The sequence below is a fragment of the Caulobacter sp. 10L414 genome (genome assembly GCF_056395525.1).
The window spans coordinates 1-15,688 of record NZ_JBFTJR010000087.1 but is presented as its reverse complement, the minus strand read 5'-3'; the positions used below and the strand labels follow the sequence as shown (position 1 = coordinate 15,688).

The following is a 15,688-nucleotide window of genomic DNA, read 5'->3' as shown; positions in this document are numbered from 1 at the left end:
GCGCCCGCCGCTCCGGCCGCCGCGACGCCGGCCGCGCCCGCGACCGCCGAGCCGGCCAAGGCCGAAGAGGCCGCCCCGCCCGCCGACACCGCGCTCAAGGACCCCGTCGCCTGGGCCGTGCAGAAGGGCTCGCACCTCGACTTCAACCTGGCCTGGGCCGACACGCCCATCCAGGGCCGGTTCAGCCGCTGGACCGCCGACATCCTGTTCTCGCCCGAGGCGCTGGACCGCTCGAAGCTGACCGTCAGCATCGACCTGGCCTCGGCCGGCACGGGCGACGGCCAGCGCGACGAGAGCCTGCAGGGGCCCGACTTCTTCAACACCTCGGCCAATCCCAAGGCGACCTTCACCGCGACCAAGTTCCGCAAGACCGCCGAAGGCCGCTTCGTGGCTGATGGCATGCTGGACCTGCGCGGCGTGAAAAAGCCGCTCAGCCTGCCCTTCAGCCTGAAGATCGACGGCGACACGGCCACGGCGCGCGGTGTAACCACCGTCGACCGGACGGTGTTCGGGGTTGGACAGGGCGAATGGGCGTCGACGGATCAGATACCGGGCAAGATCAAGGTGAGCTTCGCCCTGACCGCCAAGAAGAAGTAGCCCGCGCGGCGGACGCGCTCGCCTCGGGCGGGCTCGTCCTGCTGCCCACCGAAACCGTCTACGGCCTCGGGGCGGACGCCTCCGACCCCGCGGCCGTGGCGGCGATCTTCGAGGCCAAGGGCCGTCCGCGCTTCAACCCGCTGATCGCCCACGTCGCCGACCTGGCCACCGCCGCCCGCATCGCCGCCTTCGACGAGCGGGCGCGGGCCCTGGCCGAGGCCTTCTGGCCGGGCCCCCTGACCATCGTCGCGCCGATCGCCGACGCAGGCGCGGTCTGCGATCTGGCTCGCGCCGGTCTGGAGACCGTGGCCATCCGCGTGCCCGGCCATCCATTGGCCCGCGCCGTGCTGGCCGCGTTCGGCGGGCCGGTCGTGGCGCCGTCGGCCAACCGCTCGGGCCGTCCCAGCCCCACCACCTTCGAAGACGCCAATGCCGAGACCGGCGGCAAGTGCGCCGCCGTGCTGGACGGCGGGCCCTGCCAGGTCGGCCTGGAATCCACCGTCGTGGCCGTGCTCGACGGCCCCGTGCGGCTGCTGCGGCCCGGCGCCGTCACCCGCGCCCAGCTGGAAGCGGTGGTCGGCCCGCTGGCCGAAGCCGATGACGACGCCAAGCGCTCGCCCGGGCGCCTCGCCCTGCACTACGCCCCCGACGCCCCGGTGCGGATCAACGCCGAGGCTCCGGGCGCCGGCGAGGCCTATCTCGCCTTTGGCCCGTGGCCGCAGGGGGAGGGGGTGTTCAATCTCAGCCCGACGGGCGACCTGGCGCAGGCCGCGGCCAATCTGTTCTCCTACCTCCGCGCCGCCGACCGCACGGCGCCGACGGCCATCGCCGTGGCGCCGATCCCCGACGAAGGCCTGGGAGAGGCCATCAACGACCGCTTGAAGAGAGCTGCGGGGTTTGTAGGTTAAGGTCGTGAGCTCAACGGTGCTTCAGGGGGAAGCATGAAAGTGGCGAACTTAACTAACGAGCAATTGAGTGCGTTAATCACGAACCATCAGAAGCAGGGCGCTTTTGATCGGCCGCTTTACACAGAAGCCTTGGATGAGCTCCAGCGTCGGGACGGGCCCGCGTTGGATTTGGACGTAACCATCAGGTGTATTCTCGCAGCGGCGGCTAGCAGCTCGTTCCTCTCATATGGTGACGTTGCCAAGGCGAACGGTTGCGAGTGGAATAAGGTTCGTCGCCAGATGCCCCGGCATTTGGATCGAGTTCTGGCGAAGGCGCATGCGCGAAAGGCTCCTCTGATCACCTCGATCGTCGTCAACGACAAGAACCGGGAGACGGGCGCCTTGGAAGAAAGCTCACTTGGTGGCTTCGTCGCAGGGGCGGAGCGTCTAGGGATTCGAGTAGAAGATCCCGTCGAGTTCCTGCGTAGAGAGCAAGAGGCGACGTTCCTTTTTGCCGAACGCAATGACCGGCTTTGAGCTCAGCCGCTCGGCGAAAAGTATTTGGTCCTTCCTACAACGAAGCTGCCGTACCGCTGGCTAGGCAAGACGGCTCGGCCCCGGCTAGGGTCGACCCGAATCTCTAGTCTGGGTTGATGGGGCGCGTATGGGGGGCAGGGAACCGGTCGAGGCGGCCGCCGAGCAGGAGCTGGCGTGCTGGGGGCTGTGGCGCAGGCTGAAGAACGAGTTCCCGGCCTGGAGCTTCGTGCCGTCGTGGTTCTACTCGCCCGGCGCCTACGGCTATCTGGGCGTCGACTTCCTCAGCGGCTTTCGCCGCAACGGCTCGACCAGGCGCGCCTTCGCGCTGCTGGAAGGGATCGACGACAAGACCTTCGACGCCGTCGCCGCCCTGGCCGGGCTGAACGCCCGTCGCCAGGAACAGATGCTGCGGGCGGTGGTCATCACCTACCTGACCGTTCCGGTCTCGGTCACGGCGCTGGTGGCCGAGATCATGGGCGACAACCTGGGCGCCTTCGTGCGCGCCAACACGGTCAACTGCCTGGGCCTGGCCMTGATCCTGGCGCTGGGCCCCCTGTCGTACCTGGTCAGCAACTGGCGGGCCCGCCAGATCGTCGGCGTGCTGGACCTGATCAGGATCGAGCGCGCCGCCCGCGCCTGATCCGGCCGGCGCAACGCATTTCACCACCCGCCAAACGCTTGTAGGATCGCCCCGCGCTCCGGCCGCGCCGGCGCGTGCGTACGGAGCGGCGTAGGGAGTGAGCGAGTGGAGCGAGAGCGGAAGGCTTCCACGCAGCGGCGAGACATCCTGATCGCCGCCACCGAGTGCGCGCAGAAGTCGGGCTTCCATTCCGCCACCATGGACCAGATCGCCCGCGGCGCGGGCTTGAGCGTCGGACAGGTCTATCGCCACTTCGAGAACAAGGACGCGATCATCGGCGCGGTGGCGCAGGCCAGGGCCCGCAAGGTGCTGGACCCGTTCGAGAACCACGCCCAGGGCGAGCCGGTGCTGGAGACCCTGCTGCGTGACGCGTCCGCCGCCCTGCGCCAGGCGCGCGAGACCAAGGTGGCGGCCCTGGACCTGGAGATCCTGGCCGAGGCCGAGCGCAACCCCGTGGTCGCCGATGTGGTGCACCACGTCGAAACGGTCCAGCTGGAGCGCGGCGTCGAGGCCCTGGCCCCGTTCCGCAAGCCGGGCTGGACCGACGACGACATGGTCGCCCGCATCGCCTTCCTGGGCCTGATCCTCGACGGCCTGCAGATGCGCGGCGCGCGCGGCTCCACCGCCAGCCCGGCGGCGATGGAGCGGGCCTATCGCGACATCATCGCCGCGCTGTTCGGCTAGGGCGGATCGACATTCAATCGCTTGCCCCGATTTTCACCGAGCCTCCCCGCGAAGGCGGGGACCCAAGCCGAGGTCGCCGATTGTCCACGGCCGCGCCCAAGCCTGAACGTCAGCTTGGATCCCCGCCTTCGCGGGGAAAATCGGTCTATTGGGTGTCGCGGTTGGATGAATGTCGATCCGCCCCAGGGCGTCAGTTCTTCAGGCGGTAGCCGGTCTTGAAGATCCAGCCGATGATCGCCAGGCACAGCACCAGCACGCCGCAGGTCGCCCCCAGGCTGACCCCCACCCCGACGTCGGACGTGCCGAAGAAGCTCCAGCGGAAGCCGCTGACCAGGTAGACCACGGGGTTGAACAGCGACACCGTCCGCCAGGCGCCCGGCAGCATGTCGATCGAATAGAAGCTGCCGCCCAGGAAGGTCAGGGGCGTGATCACCAGCAGGGGAATGATCTGCAGTTTCTCGAAGCTGTCGGCCCAGATGCCGATGATGAAGCCGAACAGGCTGAAGGTCACGGCCGTCAGCACCAGGAAGGCGATCATGAACAGCGGGTGGGCGATCTCGAAGGGCACGAACAGGCGGGCCGTGGCCAGGATGATCGCGCCCAGCATCAGGGACTTGGACGCCGCGGCGCCGACATAGCCCAGCACGATCTCGAACGGCGAGACCGGGGCCGACAGCACCTCGTAGATCGTGCCCGACCACTTGGGCATGTAGATGCCGAACGAGGCGTTCGACAGGCTCTCGGTCAGGATCGACAGCATGATCAGGCCCGGCACGATGAAGGCGCCGTAGGGCACGCCGTCGACGGCGGTCATGCGCGAGCCGATGGCCGCGCCGAACACCACGAAGTAGAGCGAGGTCGACAGCACCGGGGCGGCGATGCTCTGCAGCAGGGTGCGGAAGGTCCGCGCCATCTCGAAGCGGTAGATGGCGGCTATGGCGTGCAGGTTCATGGCCGGTCCTTCACCAGGCTGACGAAGATCTCCTCGAGGGAGCTCTGGCGGGTGTTCAGGTCGGTGAAGTCGACGCCCTCGGCCGACAGGCGGCGCAGCAGCTGGGCGATGCCGGTCTCGGGCGCCTGGGCGTCGAAGCTGTAGACCAGTTCGTGGCCGTCGGCGGCCAGCTCCAGGGCGTAGTCCGACAGGCCCGGCGGCACGGCGTCCAGCGGCGCCTGCAGGTGCAGGGTCAGCTGCTTCTTGCCCAGCTTCTGCATCAGGGCGGCCTTGTCCTCGACCAGGATGATCTCGCCCTTGCGGATCACCCCCACCCGATCGGCCATCTCTTCGGCCTCCTCGATGTAGTGGGTGGTCAGGATGATGGTGACGCCGGTCTCGCGCAGCTTGCGGACCATCTCCCACATGTCGCGGCGCAGCTCGACGTCGACGCCGGCGGTGGGCTCGTCGAGGAACAGGATCGACGGCTCGTGCGACAGGGCCTTGGCGATCATCACCCGCCGCTTCATGCCCCCCGACAGTGTCATGATCTTGGCGTCCTTCTTGTCCCACAGCGACAGGTCGCGAAGGATCTTCTCGATCAACGCCGGGTTCGGGGGCTTGCCGAACAGGCCGCGGCTGAAGGTGACGGTGGCGATCACCGTCTCGAAGGCGTCGGTGGTCAGCTCCTGCGGCACCAGGCCGATCTTGGTGCGAGCCGGGCGGTACTCGCGGGCGATGTCGTGGCCGTCGGCCAGGATCGTGCCGGTCGAGGGCCGCACGATGCCGCAGATGATGCTGATCAGCGTGGTCTTGCCCGCGCCGTTGGGGCCGAGCAGGGCGAAGATCTCGCCGCGCTTGATGGTCAGGTCGACCTGCTTGAGGGCCTGGTGGCCGGAGGCGTAGGTCTTGGTCAGATCCGACACCGTGATGATGGGTTCCACCCGTTCGTTCCCTCTCGTGCGTGCGGTCCGCGCCCAGATGGGGGCGCGGGGCGGCGAGCGCCAGTGGCGCCCGGCGCGCCTATTTCGATCCCAGAGCGTCGACCAGGTGGCAAGACTTTCCGACGTCGGATTTCCAGCCGATCACGTCGGACGCGTCCCCGGTCCGCCCCGGTCAAGGTGGTGGCCTAGCCTGTCGCCGCGCCCGGATCTGTCAGCAGTCGTCAGCGGGCGCGGCGGGCCGAGCGGAGCATGCGTCCAAGCTCGCCGATCGAATAGGGCTTCTGCAGCACCGGAAAGCCGTGGTGGACGTCGTCGGCCAGCACCTGGCTGTATCCGCTGGTCAGCACGACCGGCATGTCGGGCCAGCGGGCGTTGATCCGCCGGGCCAGCTCCAGGCCGCTGATGCCGGGCATGACCACGTCGGTGAAGACGTAGTCGAAGGCCTCGGCCCGCTCTTCCAGCACGGCGACGGCGCGCTGGCCGTTGGCGACCAGGCAGGTCTCGTAGCCCAGGTCCTCCAGCAGCTGGCGGGCGAAGTCGCCGACCTCGGCGTTGTCCTCGACGATCAGGATCGCGCCGCGCTCGTCGCCGGAGGGCTCTACGGCCTCGCCCGCGTCGGCCTTTGCCGGGGCGTCCACCCGCGGCAGGTAGAGGGTGAAGGTCGAACCCTCGCCCTCGCGGCTCTCGACGTCCACGTCGCCGCCCGACTGCTTGGCGAAGCCGAAGACCTGCGACAGGCCAAGGCCGGTGCCCTTGCCGACGTCCTTGGTGGTGAAGAACGGCTCGAAGATCTGCTCCAGCACCCGGGGCGACATGCCCGTGCCGGTGTCGGCGATCGAGACGGCGACGAACGGGCCCTCGTGGCCGCCGTGTCCCCGCATCGCGGGCAGGGACGCCACCTCGAAGGCGCGGATGACGAGGTCGCCCTCGCCGTTCATGGCGTCGCGCGCGTTCACCGCCATGTTGACCAGGGCGGTCTCGAACTGGCTGGCGTCGGCCTCGACGAAGCAGGCCGAGGGGCAGTGCTCGACGACAAGGCGGATGCGTCCGCCGACGACCGCGCCCAGCATGTCGGCGGTGCTGGCGATCCTGTCGCCGACGTGGAAGGTGGTCGGCCGCAGCGTCTGGCGGCGGGCGAAGGCCAGCAGCTGCGCGGTCAGCTTGGCGGCGCGGTCGGCGGTGTCGGAGATCGCGTCCAGGTACCGGCCGCGCTTTTCCTCGGGCAGCGAGGGGCGGCGCAGCAGTTCGGCCGACGAGCGGATGACGGTCAGCAGGTTGTTGAAGTCGTGCGCCACGCCGCCGGTCAGCTGGCCGATCGCTTCCAGCTTCTGCATCTGGCGGACCTGGCTCTCGGCGGCCAGCAGGGCGTTGGTGCGCTGCTGGACGTGGGTTTCCAGGGTCTCGTTGAGGCTGCGCAGTTCGCCCTCGGCGGCGCGCAGGGCGGTGACGGTGCGGGCCAGTTCCTGCTCGCGCGCCCGAAGCGCCTCTTCGGCGATGGTCCGCTCCAGAAGGTCGGCCGCCTGCCGCGCCAGGATGTCGAGCAGGCGCAGGTCGCGTTCGGACGGGCGGTGGACCTTGCTCCAGTGGGTCGAGATCATGCCCAGCAGGCTGCCGTCGCGGGCGCGCAGCGGCGTGGTCTGGGCCGCGCGGATGCCGGTGCGGCGGAAGGCCTGCAGGTCTTCGGCGCCGGCGATCTCGTCCCAGGCCTCGTAGTCGGGGATGATCGCGCGGCGGCCCGAGCGCAGCGCCAGCGTGCAGCTGCTGTGGGCGGCCGGGCTGACCCATCGCCAGAAGGCGACGGCTTCGGGCGGCAGGCCGCGATGGCTGAGAAGCTGCAGCTCCCCGCCGTGGCCCGACGGGTCGCCCTGCGGGCACAGAAGCTGCATCGTGCCGAACTGCGAGCGGGTGATCGAGACCGCCGCGTCGACGATCTTGCCGTACAGTTCCACGCGGTCCTGCTCGCCGATCAGCTCCAGGCTGATGCCGTGCAGGAACTCGATGTCGGCGAAGTCGTCCGGCGGCGCGATCGCGCGCCTGCGGGCGGGTCGTGACGGTTCCGGATAGAAGACGTCGAGCATGGCCGTTCCTGTGGGCGCGGACGAGATAAAGCACAGCCAGGCCGCTCTGGTCGTCGGCTAGGCGACTTTGCGGCCATGCGACGCCCCCGCTTCGCAAAGAAGCTTCAGCATGCGCAGCCCACGTAACGCGCGAAACGGCGAAAGGCGCCGCCGCTCCTTAGACGAACCGTCAGCGGACCGTCAGCACCGCGCCGTGCACCCCGATCACCGAGACCCGCGTCCCGGTTTCCGGGGCGGCCTGGCCTTCGGTTTCACCCTCGGTCTGGGCGGCCCACTCCTTGCCGTCGACGAAGACCCGGCCGCGGCCGTTCTCGAAGGCGGCGACCACCTCGGCCGGGCGGCCGAGCAGGCGCAGGGTGGGGTCGTTGAGGTCGGGATCGGGCCCGGCCAGGGCCGGCCGCAAGAAGCGGCGGGCGAAATAGGTGCTGGCGATGGTCAGCACGGCGAAGAGGGCGATCTCCACCGGCAGGCTCGTCGGCAGAAGCAGGGCTACGACCCCCACCGCCGCCGCCGAGGCGGCCGGCCACAGGAGCCAGCCGGTGCCGGTGCCCACCTCGATCGCCAGGAACACGGCCGCGGCCGACAGCCACAGCCAGAAGGGGTGGGCGACATAAAAGTCGATCAGGCCGGTCATGGCCTCAGCCTCCCTTGCGCGGCGCGCTGGTCGGCACGGCCGCGGTGCGCACGGGCGGGGTGGCGTCCGGTCCGCCCAGCGAGCGGATCAGTTCGCCGACCCCGGCCACCGTGCCGGTGATGCCGGCGAAGTCGGCCGGCACGATCACGGTCTTGGCGTTGGGCGAGCGGGCGAGATCCCCGAACGCCTCGACGTATTTCTGGGCCACGAAGTAGTTGATGGCGTTGACGTCGCCGCGGGCGATGGCCTCGGACACGAAGGCGGTGGCCTTGGCCTCGGCCTCGGCTTCCCGCTCGCGGGCCTCGGCGTCGCGATAGGCGGCCTCGCGGCGGCCCTCGGCCTGCAGGATGGCCGACTGCTTGGCGCCCTCGGCGCGGGCGATCTGGGCCTGCTTCTCGCCCTCGGCCTCGGTGATGACGGCGCGGCGCTCGCGCTCGGCCTTCATCTGCCGGGCCATGGCGTTGGTGATGTCGGCCGGCGGGGTCAGGTCCTTGATCTCGATGCGGGCGACCTTGACGCCCCACGGGCCGGTGGCGTCGTCGATCGTCGCCAGCAGGCGCGAGTTGATGTGGTCGCGCTGGGAGAGCACCTCGTCCAGCTCCATCGAGCCGACCACGGTGCGCAGGTTGGTCTGGGCCAGCTGGGTGATGGCGTAGATCAGGTTGTCGACGCGATAGGCCGCGGCCGAGGCATCCATCACCTGGATGAAGACGATGGCGTCGACGGTCACCGACACGTTGTCCTTGGTGATGACCTCCTGCTTGGGGACGTCGAGCACCTGCTCCATCATGTTCACCCGCCGGCCGATGGTCTCGACGAAGGGGGTCAGGATGCTGATGCCGGGCTTGAGCGTGCGGGTGTAGCGCCCGAAGCGCTCGACGGTGAACTCGCGGCCCTGGGGCACGATCTTGATGACGTTGACGACCAGCAGGATCGCCAGCACGAGCAGGACCAGGGGAACCAGATAAGCCGCCAAGAACGCCTCCCGAGAGGGCCGGCCCGGCGGCCTCGCCGCCGGTCGCCCGCGCCCATAGGAAGAATTTAGCGCGCGGCTCGCCCGTCCGCCACGGAATCCGGCGAAGCTTGCGCGGGGTCGTTGATCACCACCGTCTGCGACAGCTTGGAGGCGAGGGCGCGGCCGCGCTGGGCGGCCTGGCGCTCGGCCCGGCGGCTCTCGGGGCTGCAGCCCTCGGGGTGGCCGGCCTGGCTGGCCGCGAAGCCGCCGTTGAAGCGATCGCGCAGCTTGTCGGTGAAGGTCGTATCGGCCGCCTCGACGTCGATCAGGCGCATCATCCGCGCCCGCCAGAACTGGTCGCCCGCGCCTTCGCAGGCCTGGCGCAGGGCGTGGCTCTGGCCCAGCGCCCAGGCCAGGTCGAGCAGGCGCTGGCGGTCGGCGGGCTCGCGGTCCTGGGCGTAGGCCGGCATCGCCAAGGGGGCGGTCAGCAGCAGGGCCGCCAGGGCCGGGACGAATGAGCGCGCGCGGAGCATGGGGGCATTATCACCGCAAGGGCGTCGCCTGTCATCGCCGCGCCCGCGCCGGGCGAGCTTGACCGTTTCATCCACAGCGGCGGTTGCCAATTTGGAGTCGAAACTTCGACTCTTCAGGGCCTTGCTATCAACAAGGATCGGCGTCAGGCTGTGGATAAGTCAGGGGCGGCGAGAAACGACCACTCCGACAGCGCAGAAGGGAGGACGTGTCATGGCCGAAGTGCATTACGGCGTCGTCCAGGTGGGCGACCGGTGGACTATCATCGGCGACCAGCTCCGGTTCGGGGCCTACCGCAACCGCCACGAAGCCGAACGCGCCGCCGTCCGGCTGGCCGAGCAGGCGACGGGCCTTGGCCTGCCGGTGCGCATGCATCTGCAGGACGAAACCGGACAGCTGCACAGGCCCACCCTGCTGAGCTGACGGCTTCACGCAACGAAAGGCGGCCTCCGCGCGCTTTAACGGTGAGCAAGCGCCGCCGTTGGATGCCGCCATGGCCGACTCCGCAGAACTGACCGACCGAGACGCCCGCGCCGAGCGGGTCACCCAGGCCTATGCCGGCAATCGCCTGCTGCTGGCCCTGCCCGACGAGGCGCGCGCCGCGCTGAAGACGGGCCTGTCCCTCACCGCCCTGGCGCGCGGCCAGGTGCTGTTCGACGTCGGCGAGGACGTGCGCAACACCTACCTGCCGTGCCGGCCGACCATGGTCGCCCTCCTGGTGGTCACCGCCGAGGGGCGCGAGGTCGAGGCCGCCACCGTCGGCTGGGAAGGCGCGCTGGGCGGCATCGTCAGCGGCGGGCTGAAGCCGGCCTACGGCCGCGCGGTGGTGCAGGCGCCCGGGCCGGCCTTCGTGGTGCCGACCGCGCGGCTGGACGAGATGCGCCAGCGCTTTCCGGCCATGGGCGACCTCTTCACCCGCTACGCCGACGTCATGATCGCCCAGATGATGCAGTCGGTGGCCTGCAACGCGCTGCACACGATCGAGCAGCGCTGCTGCCGCTGGCTGCTGGCGGCCCACGACCGCTCGGGCGAGAACGTCGTGCGCCTGACCCAGGAGGCCCTGGCCGACATGATGGGCGTGCAGCGCACCACCGTCACCGCCGCGGCCAAGGTGCTGCAGGCCGACGGGATCATCCAGACCCGCCGCGGCCGGGTCGAGATCCTCGACCGCCGCAAGCTCGAACGCCGCGCCTGCGAATGCTACGGCCAGGTCGAGGCGCACTTCGGACGGCTGCTGCCCGAGATCAAGGAGTAGGGGGCGGCTCGCCGACCACCGAGCGGCGGGTGGGGGCGTCCGCGCAGGCATTCAGCCAACCTGGCAGCCAACCTGGCCAATTCCACCGAATTCCCCCGCGTAGGCGGGGGCCCAAGCCGCCTTTCGAGGATAGGCGGGGCCGCGGACGACCCGCCGGCGCCGCTTGGATCCCCGCCTTCGCGGGGAAGAACGGTTTGGGGGGCTTTCCTCCCACGATTGCGCCGACCGGCGTTACGCGACACTCTCCGCGCCGTTTTCATTCGGGCGCCGGGGAACATGGCCGACACTGTGGTGCTGATCCTGGCCTCGGCGGCGGCGGGCGTGGGGCTGTTCGCGGCCGCGCAGCTGGGCGTGCGCCGCGACTGGCGCACGGCGCCCTCGACGGCCCTGGCGGTGTTCCTGCTGCTCAGCGCGCTGTCGGGCCTGGACCTGATGCTCGATCGCGCCGGCGCCTACGCCGCCGCGCCTTGGGCGACGGGGATCCTGTGGACCACGTCGCTGGGCCTGGGGCCGTCGATCCTGGCCTATGTGCTGGCCATGACCGGCGATCCGGAGCGGGGCTGGACCCTGAAGCGGATCGCGCGCATCGGCTGGCCGGCGGGGCTGGCCATGCTGCTGGTCCTGCCGTTCTTCCTGCTGCCGGTCTCGACCCGGCTGGCGGTCTATACCGGCCAGGGCGCGCAGGCCGATCCGCTGGCCGGACCGCTGCAGCTGGCCTTCGTGGCGCTGTTCCTGGCCGTGACCCTGGGCTATCTGGCCGCCGCCTTCGCGGTGCTGGGCCGCCACGTGCGGCGGGTGCGCGACCTTTTTTCCAACCTCGAGGATCGCACGCTCAGCTGGCTACGGGCGCTGCTGCTGGTGATGCTGGCCGCCTGGCTCTGGGGCGCGGTGAAGTCGGCCCTGGCCGCCGGCGCGGCGCACGAGGGCTGGCTGGACGCGGCGGCCGCCGCCGTCGAACTGGCCTGGACCGTCGCCATCGGCCTCTTTGGCCTGTCGCAGAAGCCGATCTACACGCTCCAGACCGAGACGCCGCAGGTGCTGCCCGCGGCCGGCAAGTACGCCCGCTCGGCCCTGGCCGAACCTCGCCAGGTCGAGATCGCGGCCCGCCTGGAGCAGGCCATGCGCGCCCAGGGCCTCTACCGCGATCCGCTGCTGTCGCTCAGCGGCCTGGCGGGGCGCATCGGCGTCACGCCCAACCACCTGTCGCAGGTGCTCAACGAGCACCTGGGCCAGAGCTTCTTCGACTACGTCAATCGCTGGCGGGTCGAGGAGGCGGTGGCGCGCATTGCAGCCTCCGACGAGCCGATCCTGGCCATCGCCTACGAGGTCGGCTTCAACTCGCGCTCGACCTTCAACGCCGCGGTGAAGAAGCACGCCGGCCGGCCGCCCAGCGCCTTCCGCCCGGCCGCCTGACCGCTCCGGCCCAACCTCGACCACCATGTCCTGACCGGCAGGATCGGACGCCTTTGCGCTCCGGGCCTGCCCGTTCGGACGACGCCCAGCGCCGCGCCGGCCAGGGTCGTGACCGTCCTCCCCCCGTTTCGAGAGAGAACCGTCATGATCGATCGCCTGTCCGGCGCCGCCCTGCTCGCCGCCTGCCTGCTGGTCGCGCTCGCCCCGCCCGCCCGCGCCCAGTCCGAGGAGGCCGAACCCGAGCGGCTGTTCCTGCTGGGCGCCGGCGCCTACGCCGCGGCCAACCCCTATGAGAGCGCCAAGGAAAAGACCGGGACCGGCGTGCTGCCGCTGTTCTTCTACCAGGACCGGCGCTTCACCGCCGACCTGAGCGGCCTTGCGGTCAAGGTCCTGGCCGGCGACCGCCTCACCCTGGAGGGGCGCATCGCGCCGCGCTTCCAGCTGGTCGACCCCAAGGAGACCCGCGACTTCGCCTTCCTGGAGCGCGACCTCGGCGTCGACGTCGGCGGCCGGGCCAGCATGGGCTTGGGCCCAGCGACGCTCAGCCTCGAATACTTGGCCGACGTGTCCGGCGAGACCAAGGGCCAGGAGGTCAATCTGGACCTGACGCTGGAAGCCGCGCCCACCGATCGGCTGACCCTGCAGGCGGCCGCCGGCCTGTCGTGGAAGGACGAGAAGCTGGCTACCTGGCTCTATGGCCTGAAGACCGACGAGGTCGGGCCGGGGCGGGCCTACGAGTTTGGCCGCACGCGCGGCGCGCCGTCGGGCGGGGTGGTCGTGCCGTCGCTGGGCGCCCAGGCCCGCTACCGGATCGGCGAGCGGGCCTATGTCATCGCCGCCGCCGAGATCGAGCTGTTCGACGACGACATCACCAAGAGCCCCCTGGTCGCCAGGAAGAGCGCCGCCGCCGGCTTCGTCGGCCTGGTGCGCAGGTTCTAGGCGTGAGCGAGGTGCATGCGACGCTGATCTCGCCCGGCGTGCCGGCGCGGCTGGTCGCCGTCGGCCGGACGGCGGCGATCCTGCTGATCTGGCTGGCGGCCACGGCGCCCATGGCGGTGCTGGCCTGGGTGGTCGCGCCTCGCCTGATGGCCCCCGGCGATCCGCTGCCGGGCCTCGTCTTCTGGCGCATGGTGGTGCTGGGCATGGCCTGGCAGCTGGTGCTGTCGCTGGTGGTGCTGAAGCTGGAAGGGATCAGCCTGCGCTGGTCGCAGCTGCGCCGGCGCCTGTGGCTGACGCCGCCGGTCTGGCGCTCCAGCGGGCGGCGGTTCATCGGCGCCTTCCTGCTGGTCCCGCTGTTCGTGGCCCTGGGCTTTCTCGGCGACGAGGCCGCTACCCTGCTGTTCCAGGCCACGCCCCTGGGCGAGCGGCTGGCGCAGCTGGCGCCGTCCTTCGCGATGATCGAGCGCCTGATCGCGCCCGAGGCCCGGGGGCGTTGGGACATCCTGGGCCTGGCCCTGGTCTCCAGCCTGTTCAACTACGGCCTGGGCGAGGCGCTGCTGTTTCACGGCGTGCTGCTGCCGCGCATGGAGCGGGCCTGGGGGCGCTGGGCGTGGCTGGGAAACGGCCTGCTGTTCTGCGCCTATCACGTGCACAAGTTCTGGCTGATGCCGGGGCTGGTGATCAGCTGCCTCTGCTACGCCCTGCCGGCCCAGGCCTTCCGCTCCAACTGGCTGGCGGTGGTCATCCACGGGGTGGAGGGGCTGGTGCTGATCACCGCCGTGCTGGTGGTGATCCTGCAGCCGTGAGGTTGCGGCGATCGCCGTTCTGCGGCATCAAGCCCGGATGTTCATGCCTGAGCTTGTCTGAACGGCTGCCGCACGCCTCGCGCGCGCGGCTCGCAGCCCGAACCTTCCCGCCGCTTGACGCGGCGCGTTCGGGCTTGGCCGAACTTCAGACTGGCTTTTTTCCAAATGAACATCTCGAGAGACGAGCAGCGCGTGCTGCACGTCCTGGCCCAGGGCGGCTGCGTGCGCGCCCATCGCGACGAGGGCCGTCGCATCACCCGCGTCGAATGCGTCACCCGTGACGGCCTGGTGCTCGCCAGTTGCAACCTGGCGATCTTCGGCAAGCTGAAGCGCAAGCGCCTGATCGAGTCCCGCGCGTCGGGGCCCTATCGCATCTCCCGCCGCGGCCGCGAGGCCGTGCGTCCGCAACTGGACAACAGGGGATAGAGGGTGTGGACCGGACGCGAGCGCGTCCGGTCCGTCACGGCTTTGCCGGCGTTTCCGGCACCGGCGCGGTCGAGGGATCGGCCGGCGCGCCGGCGGCGAACAGGTGGGTCTCCGAGGCGCCGCCCTTCACCTTGGCGGCGTCCTCGCAGAACTGCGTCTTGTCGTCGGCGTGCGAGCCGATCATGGCCCCGCTGGCCATGCCCAGGAACATGATCACCGCGTCGCGCTGGTGGGCCTTTTCGGCGTCAGTCTGCTCGGGCGGGCCCAGGGTCATGACGGCGTCGACCGCGCGGCCCATCTTCAGGGGATCGACCGAGAGATCCGGGCACAGCGACGAGGCGGCCATGAAGTAGCCCATGTTGAGGATGCGGCCCTGCTGCTCGACCGTGAAGGTCGGCGACATCAGGTCGGCCAGCAGGGCGCCGGTCTCCTGGCGGGCGGCGTCCTTGCCGACGGGCGCCGGCGCGGTGGCGGCCTCCTTGCCGGCCTCGGGCTTGGGCGTGCAGCCGGCGGCGAGCGCGGCGGCGGCCAGGGTGAACGTCAGGGTGCGGAGGGTCTGCATGATCTCGTCCTCCGGGCTTTCAGTAGCGGTAGCCGAATTCGCGCGACGTCCACGACGGCGAATAGCCGCGTCCGCGCTCGTAACAGGCCCGTTGCGAGGGATAGCAGTCGACGCCCCGGGCGGGCGAGTAGGGCGGGTCGCGGCGGCGGTCGTCGTCGTCGCGGTAGCGGTCGTCCTCGTGCTTCTTCTTCGACGAGGCGGCCGCGGCGGCCAGGATGCCGATGGCCAGGGCCCCGGCGACGATGGCCCCGCTGTTGTCCTTCTTGCCGCTCTTGCCGGCGTTGCATTCCGAGGTCGGCCGCCGGTCGATGGTGTCGTAGCGGCCGTCGTCGACGAACAGGTTGATGCATTCCCGGTTGCCCGGATGCCACCAGTACTGCACGCCGCCGTCGGCGTGATCGAGCTGGTAGCCGCGCGAGCGCAGGCTGTTTTCGCCCTGGCCGGCCCGGGCGCCGATCAGGTCTCGGGGTTGGGCTGAGGCGGCCAGCGAGGTCGCCAGCACGCCTAAGCCCGCGACGACCGCCACGGCGGCCTTCGTCGTCCTGTTCATCAAGGTCTCCTGGTTGGAGGCGATCAGTAGAAGGCGCCGTAGATCACGTCGACGACGCGGCCGGTGCGCCACTCGACCAGCAGCAGGTCGGGTCCGTACCGCACCCAGTGATAGCCGTAGGGCGGGCCGCCCAGGCCCAGGCGCCAGTAGTCGTCGTAGATGTAGCCCGACGACAGGAACAGGCCTGGCAGGATCCCGCCGATCGCCCAGCGGCGATAGCGCTGGCCGGGCGGATAGCGCCAGCGGCCGCCCTGGACCGGCCGGAAGCCGGGCGGGCGGCCCGCGCCGGGCCGGTGCGGACCCATCGGCGGGGTGGGAC

20 protein-coding genes are annotated in these 15,688 nt (G+C 70.4%); 11 read left to right on the top strand and 9 right to left on the bottom strand.

Features of this window, described 5'->3' with window-relative positions; all coding sequences use genetic code 11:
- The 5 genes from AC1DCG_RS23290 to AC1DCG_RS23270 all read left to right on the top strand — a co-directional run.
- On the top strand, positions 1 to 597 hold a 597-nt coding region (locus AC1DCG_RS23290; protein WP_477041696.1), incomplete at its 5' end, for a YceI family protein.
- The gene (locus AC1DCG_RS23285; RefSeq protein WP_477028495.1) at positions 528 to 1,505 is read left to right on the top strand and encodes an L-threonylcarbamoyladenylate synthase; all 978 of its coding nucleotides are present in this window, start codon (positions 528 to 530) and stop codon (positions 1,503 to 1,505) included. The genes AC1DCG_RS23290 and AC1DCG_RS23285, both read left to right, overlap by 70 nt.
- A 33-nt stretch (positions 1,506 to 1,538) precedes the next feature.
- Complete coding sequence (locus tag AC1DCG_RS23280) at positions 1,539 to 2,021, top strand: hypothetical protein (protein ID WP_477028494.1); 483 nt, start codon at positions 1,539 to 1,541, stop codon at positions 2,019 to 2,021.
- Between the two features lie 127 nt (positions 2,022 to 2,148).
- Complete coding sequence (locus AC1DCG_RS23275) at positions 2,149 to 2,661, top strand: hypothetical protein (RefSeq protein WP_477041695.1); 513 nt, start codon at positions 2,149 to 2,151, stop codon at positions 2,659 to 2,661.
- 105 nt (positions 2,662 to 2,766) lie between these two features.
- Positions 2,767 to 3,345, top strand: a complete 579-nt coding sequence (locus AC1DCG_RS23270) for a TetR/AcrR family transcriptional regulator (RefSeq protein ID WP_477028492.1) — start codon at positions 2,767 to 2,769, stop codon at positions 3,343 to 3,345.
- 190 nt (positions 3,346 to 3,535) lie between these two features.
- Here AC1DCG_RS23270 and AC1DCG_RS23265 read toward each other — a convergent pair whose 3' ends face one another.
- The 6 genes from AC1DCG_RS23265 to AC1DCG_RS23240 form a co-directional block, all read right to left on the bottom strand.
- Positions 3,536 to 4,297, bottom strand: a complete 762-nt coding sequence (locus AC1DCG_RS23265) for an ABC transporter permease (RefSeq protein WP_477028491.1) — start codon at positions 4,295 to 4,297, stop codon at positions 3,536 to 3,538.
- Complete coding sequence (locus AC1DCG_RS23260; RefSeq protein WP_477028490.1) at positions 4,294 to 5,220, bottom strand: ABC transporter ATP-binding protein; 927 nt, start codon at positions 5,218 to 5,220, stop codon at positions 4,294 to 4,296. Before AC1DCG_RS23260 ends, AC1DCG_RS23265 begins: the two co-directional genes overlap by 4 nt.
- 221 nt (positions 5,221 to 5,441) lie before the next feature.
- Positions 5,442 to 7,298, bottom strand: coding sequence for an ATP-binding protein (locus tag AC1DCG_RS23255; RefSeq protein WP_477028489.1), 1,857 nt, complete (start codon positions 7,296 to 7,298; stop codon positions 5,442 to 5,444).
- Positions 7,299 to 7,467: 169 nt separating this feature from the next.
- The gene (locus tag AC1DCG_RS23250) at positions 7,468 to 7,932 is read right to left on the bottom strand and encodes an NfeD family protein (protein ID WP_477028488.1); all 465 of its coding nucleotides are present in this window, start codon (positions 7,930 to 7,932) and stop codon (positions 7,468 to 7,470) included.
- Positions 7,933 to 7,936: 4 nt separating this feature from the next.
- On the bottom strand, positions 7,937 to 8,896 hold the full coding sequence (locus AC1DCG_RS23245) for an SPFH domain-containing protein (protein ID WP_165260985.1): 960 nt from the start codon (positions 8,894 to 8,896) through the stop codon (positions 7,937 to 7,939).
- Between the two features lie 77 nt (positions 8,897 to 8,973).
- Positions 8,974 to 9,420 (bottom strand): TIGR02301 family protein, encoded by a 447-nt coding sequence (locus AC1DCG_RS23240; protein WP_477028487.1) that lies wholly within the window; start codon positions 9,418 to 9,420, stop codon positions 8,974 to 8,976.
- A gap of 211 nt (positions 9,421 to 9,631) precedes the next feature.
- On the opposite strand from AC1DCG_RS23240, the gene AC1DCG_RS23235 reads away from it, so the two are divergent.
- From AC1DCG_RS23235 to AC1DCG_RS23210, 6 genes are all read left to right on the top strand, one after another.
- Positions 9,632 to 9,841, top strand: coding sequence for a hypothetical protein (locus AC1DCG_RS23235; protein ID WP_116487421.1), 210 nt, complete (start codon positions 9,632 to 9,634; stop codon positions 9,839 to 9,841).
- Between the two features lie 70 nt (positions 9,842 to 9,911).
- The gene (locus AC1DCG_RS23230; protein ID WP_477028486.1) at positions 9,912 to 10,673 is read left to right on the top strand and encodes a Crp/Fnr family transcriptional regulator; all 762 of its coding nucleotides are present in this window, start codon (positions 9,912 to 9,914) and stop codon (positions 10,671 to 10,673) included.
- A gap of 276 nt (positions 10,674 to 10,949) precedes the next feature.
- Entirely contained in the window at positions 10,950 to 12,086 is a 1,137-nt protein-coding gene (locus AC1DCG_RS23225; RefSeq protein ID WP_477028485.1) for a helix-turn-helix transcriptional regulator, read from the top strand.
- Between the two features lie 144 nt (positions 12,087 to 12,230).
- Positions 12,231 to 13,025 carry a MipA/OmpV family protein gene (locus AC1DCG_RS23220; RefSeq protein ID WP_477028484.1) on the top strand — a complete coding sequence of 265 codons (795 nt, stop codon included), beginning with the start codon at positions 12,231 to 12,233 and terminating at the stop codon, positions 13,023 to 13,025.
- Positions 13,026 to 13,027: 2 nt separating this feature from the next.
- The gene (locus AC1DCG_RS23215; protein ID WP_477028483.1) at positions 13,028 to 13,831 is read left to right on the top strand and encodes a CPBP family glutamic-type intramembrane protease; all 804 of its coding nucleotides are present in this window, start codon (positions 13,028 to 13,030) and stop codon (positions 13,829 to 13,831) included.
- A 165-nt stretch (positions 13,832 to 13,996) separates the two neighbouring features.
- The gene (locus AC1DCG_RS23210) at positions 13,997 to 14,257 is read left to right on the top strand and encodes a YjhX family toxin (RefSeq protein WP_165260814.1); all 261 of its coding nucleotides are present in this window, start codon (positions 13,997 to 13,999) and stop codon (positions 14,255 to 14,257) included.
- 34 nt (positions 14,258 to 14,291) lie between these two features.
- Here the strand turns inward: AC1DCG_RS23210 and AC1DCG_RS23205 are convergent, their stop codons facing one another.
- From AC1DCG_RS23205 to AC1DCG_RS23195, 3 genes are all read right to left on the bottom strand, one after another.
- Positions 14,292 to 14,819 (bottom strand): hypothetical protein, encoded by a 528-nt coding sequence (locus tag AC1DCG_RS23205; protein WP_477028482.1) that lies wholly within the window; start codon positions 14,817 to 14,819, stop codon positions 14,292 to 14,294.
- Between the two features lie 19 nt (positions 14,820 to 14,838).
- On the bottom strand, positions 14,839 to 15,369 hold the full coding sequence (locus tag AC1DCG_RS23200) for a hypothetical protein (RefSeq protein ID WP_477028481.1): 531 nt from the start codon (positions 15,367 to 15,369) through the stop codon (positions 14,839 to 14,841).
- A 23-nt stretch (positions 15,370 to 15,392) separates the two neighbouring features.
- The coding region (locus AC1DCG_RS23195) for an RcnB family protein (RefSeq protein ID WP_477041694.1) at positions 15,393 to 15,688 on the bottom strand (296 nt) is incomplete at its 5' end.

Bases quoted from the DNA above. Each gene is read 5' to 3' on its own strand.
- AC1DCG_RS23285 (WP_477028495.1), top strand. From the start codon at position 528: ATGGGCGTCGACGGATCAGATACCGGGCAAGATCAAGGTGAGCTTCGC.
- AC1DCG_RS23280 (WP_477028494.1), top strand. From the start codon at position 1,539: ATGAAAGTGGCGAACTTAACTAACGAGCAATTGAGTGCGTTAATCACG.
- AC1DCG_RS23265 (WP_477028491.1), bottom strand. From the start codon at position 4,297: ATGAACCTGCACGCCATAGCCGCCATCTACCGCTTCGAGATGGCGCGG.
- AC1DCG_RS23255 (WP_477028489.1), bottom strand. From the start codon at position 7,298: ATGCTCGACGTCTTCTATCCGGAACCGTCACGACCCGCCCGCAGGCGC.
- AC1DCG_RS23250 (WP_477028488.1), bottom strand. From the start codon at position 7,932: ATGACCGGCCTGATCGACTTTTATGTCGCCCACCCCTTCTGGCTGTGG.
- AC1DCG_RS23240 (WP_477028487.1), bottom strand. From the start codon at position 9,420: ATGCTCCGCGCGCGCTCATTCGTCCCGGCCCTGGCGGCCCTGCTGCTG.
- AC1DCG_RS23235 (WP_116487421.1), top strand. From the start codon at position 9,632: ATGGCCGAAGTGCATTACGGCGTCGTCCAGGTGGGCGACCGGTGGACT.
- AC1DCG_RS23230 (WP_477028486.1), top strand. From the start codon at position 9,912: ATGGCCGACTCCGCAGAACTGACCGACCGAGACGCCCGCGCCGAGCGG.
- AC1DCG_RS23225 (WP_477028485.1), top strand. From the start codon at position 10,950: ATGGCCGACACTGTGGTGCTGATCCTGGCCTCGGCGGCGGCGGGCGTG.
- AC1DCG_RS23220 (WP_477028484.1), top strand. From the start codon at position 12,231: ATGATCGATCGCCTGTCCGGCGCCGCCCTGCTCGCCGCCTGCCTGCTG.
- AC1DCG_RS23210 (WP_165260814.1), top strand. From the start codon at position 13,997: ATGAACATCTCGAGAGACGAGCAGCGCGTGCTGCACGTCCTGGCCCAG.
- AC1DCG_RS23205 (WP_477028482.1), bottom strand. From the start codon at position 14,819: ATGCAGACCCTCCGCACCCTGACGTTCACCCTGGCCGCCGCCGCGCTC.
- AC1DCG_RS23200 (WP_477028481.1), bottom strand. From the start codon at position 15,369: ATGAACAGGACGACGAAGGCCGCCGTGGCGGTCGTCGCGGGCTTAGGC.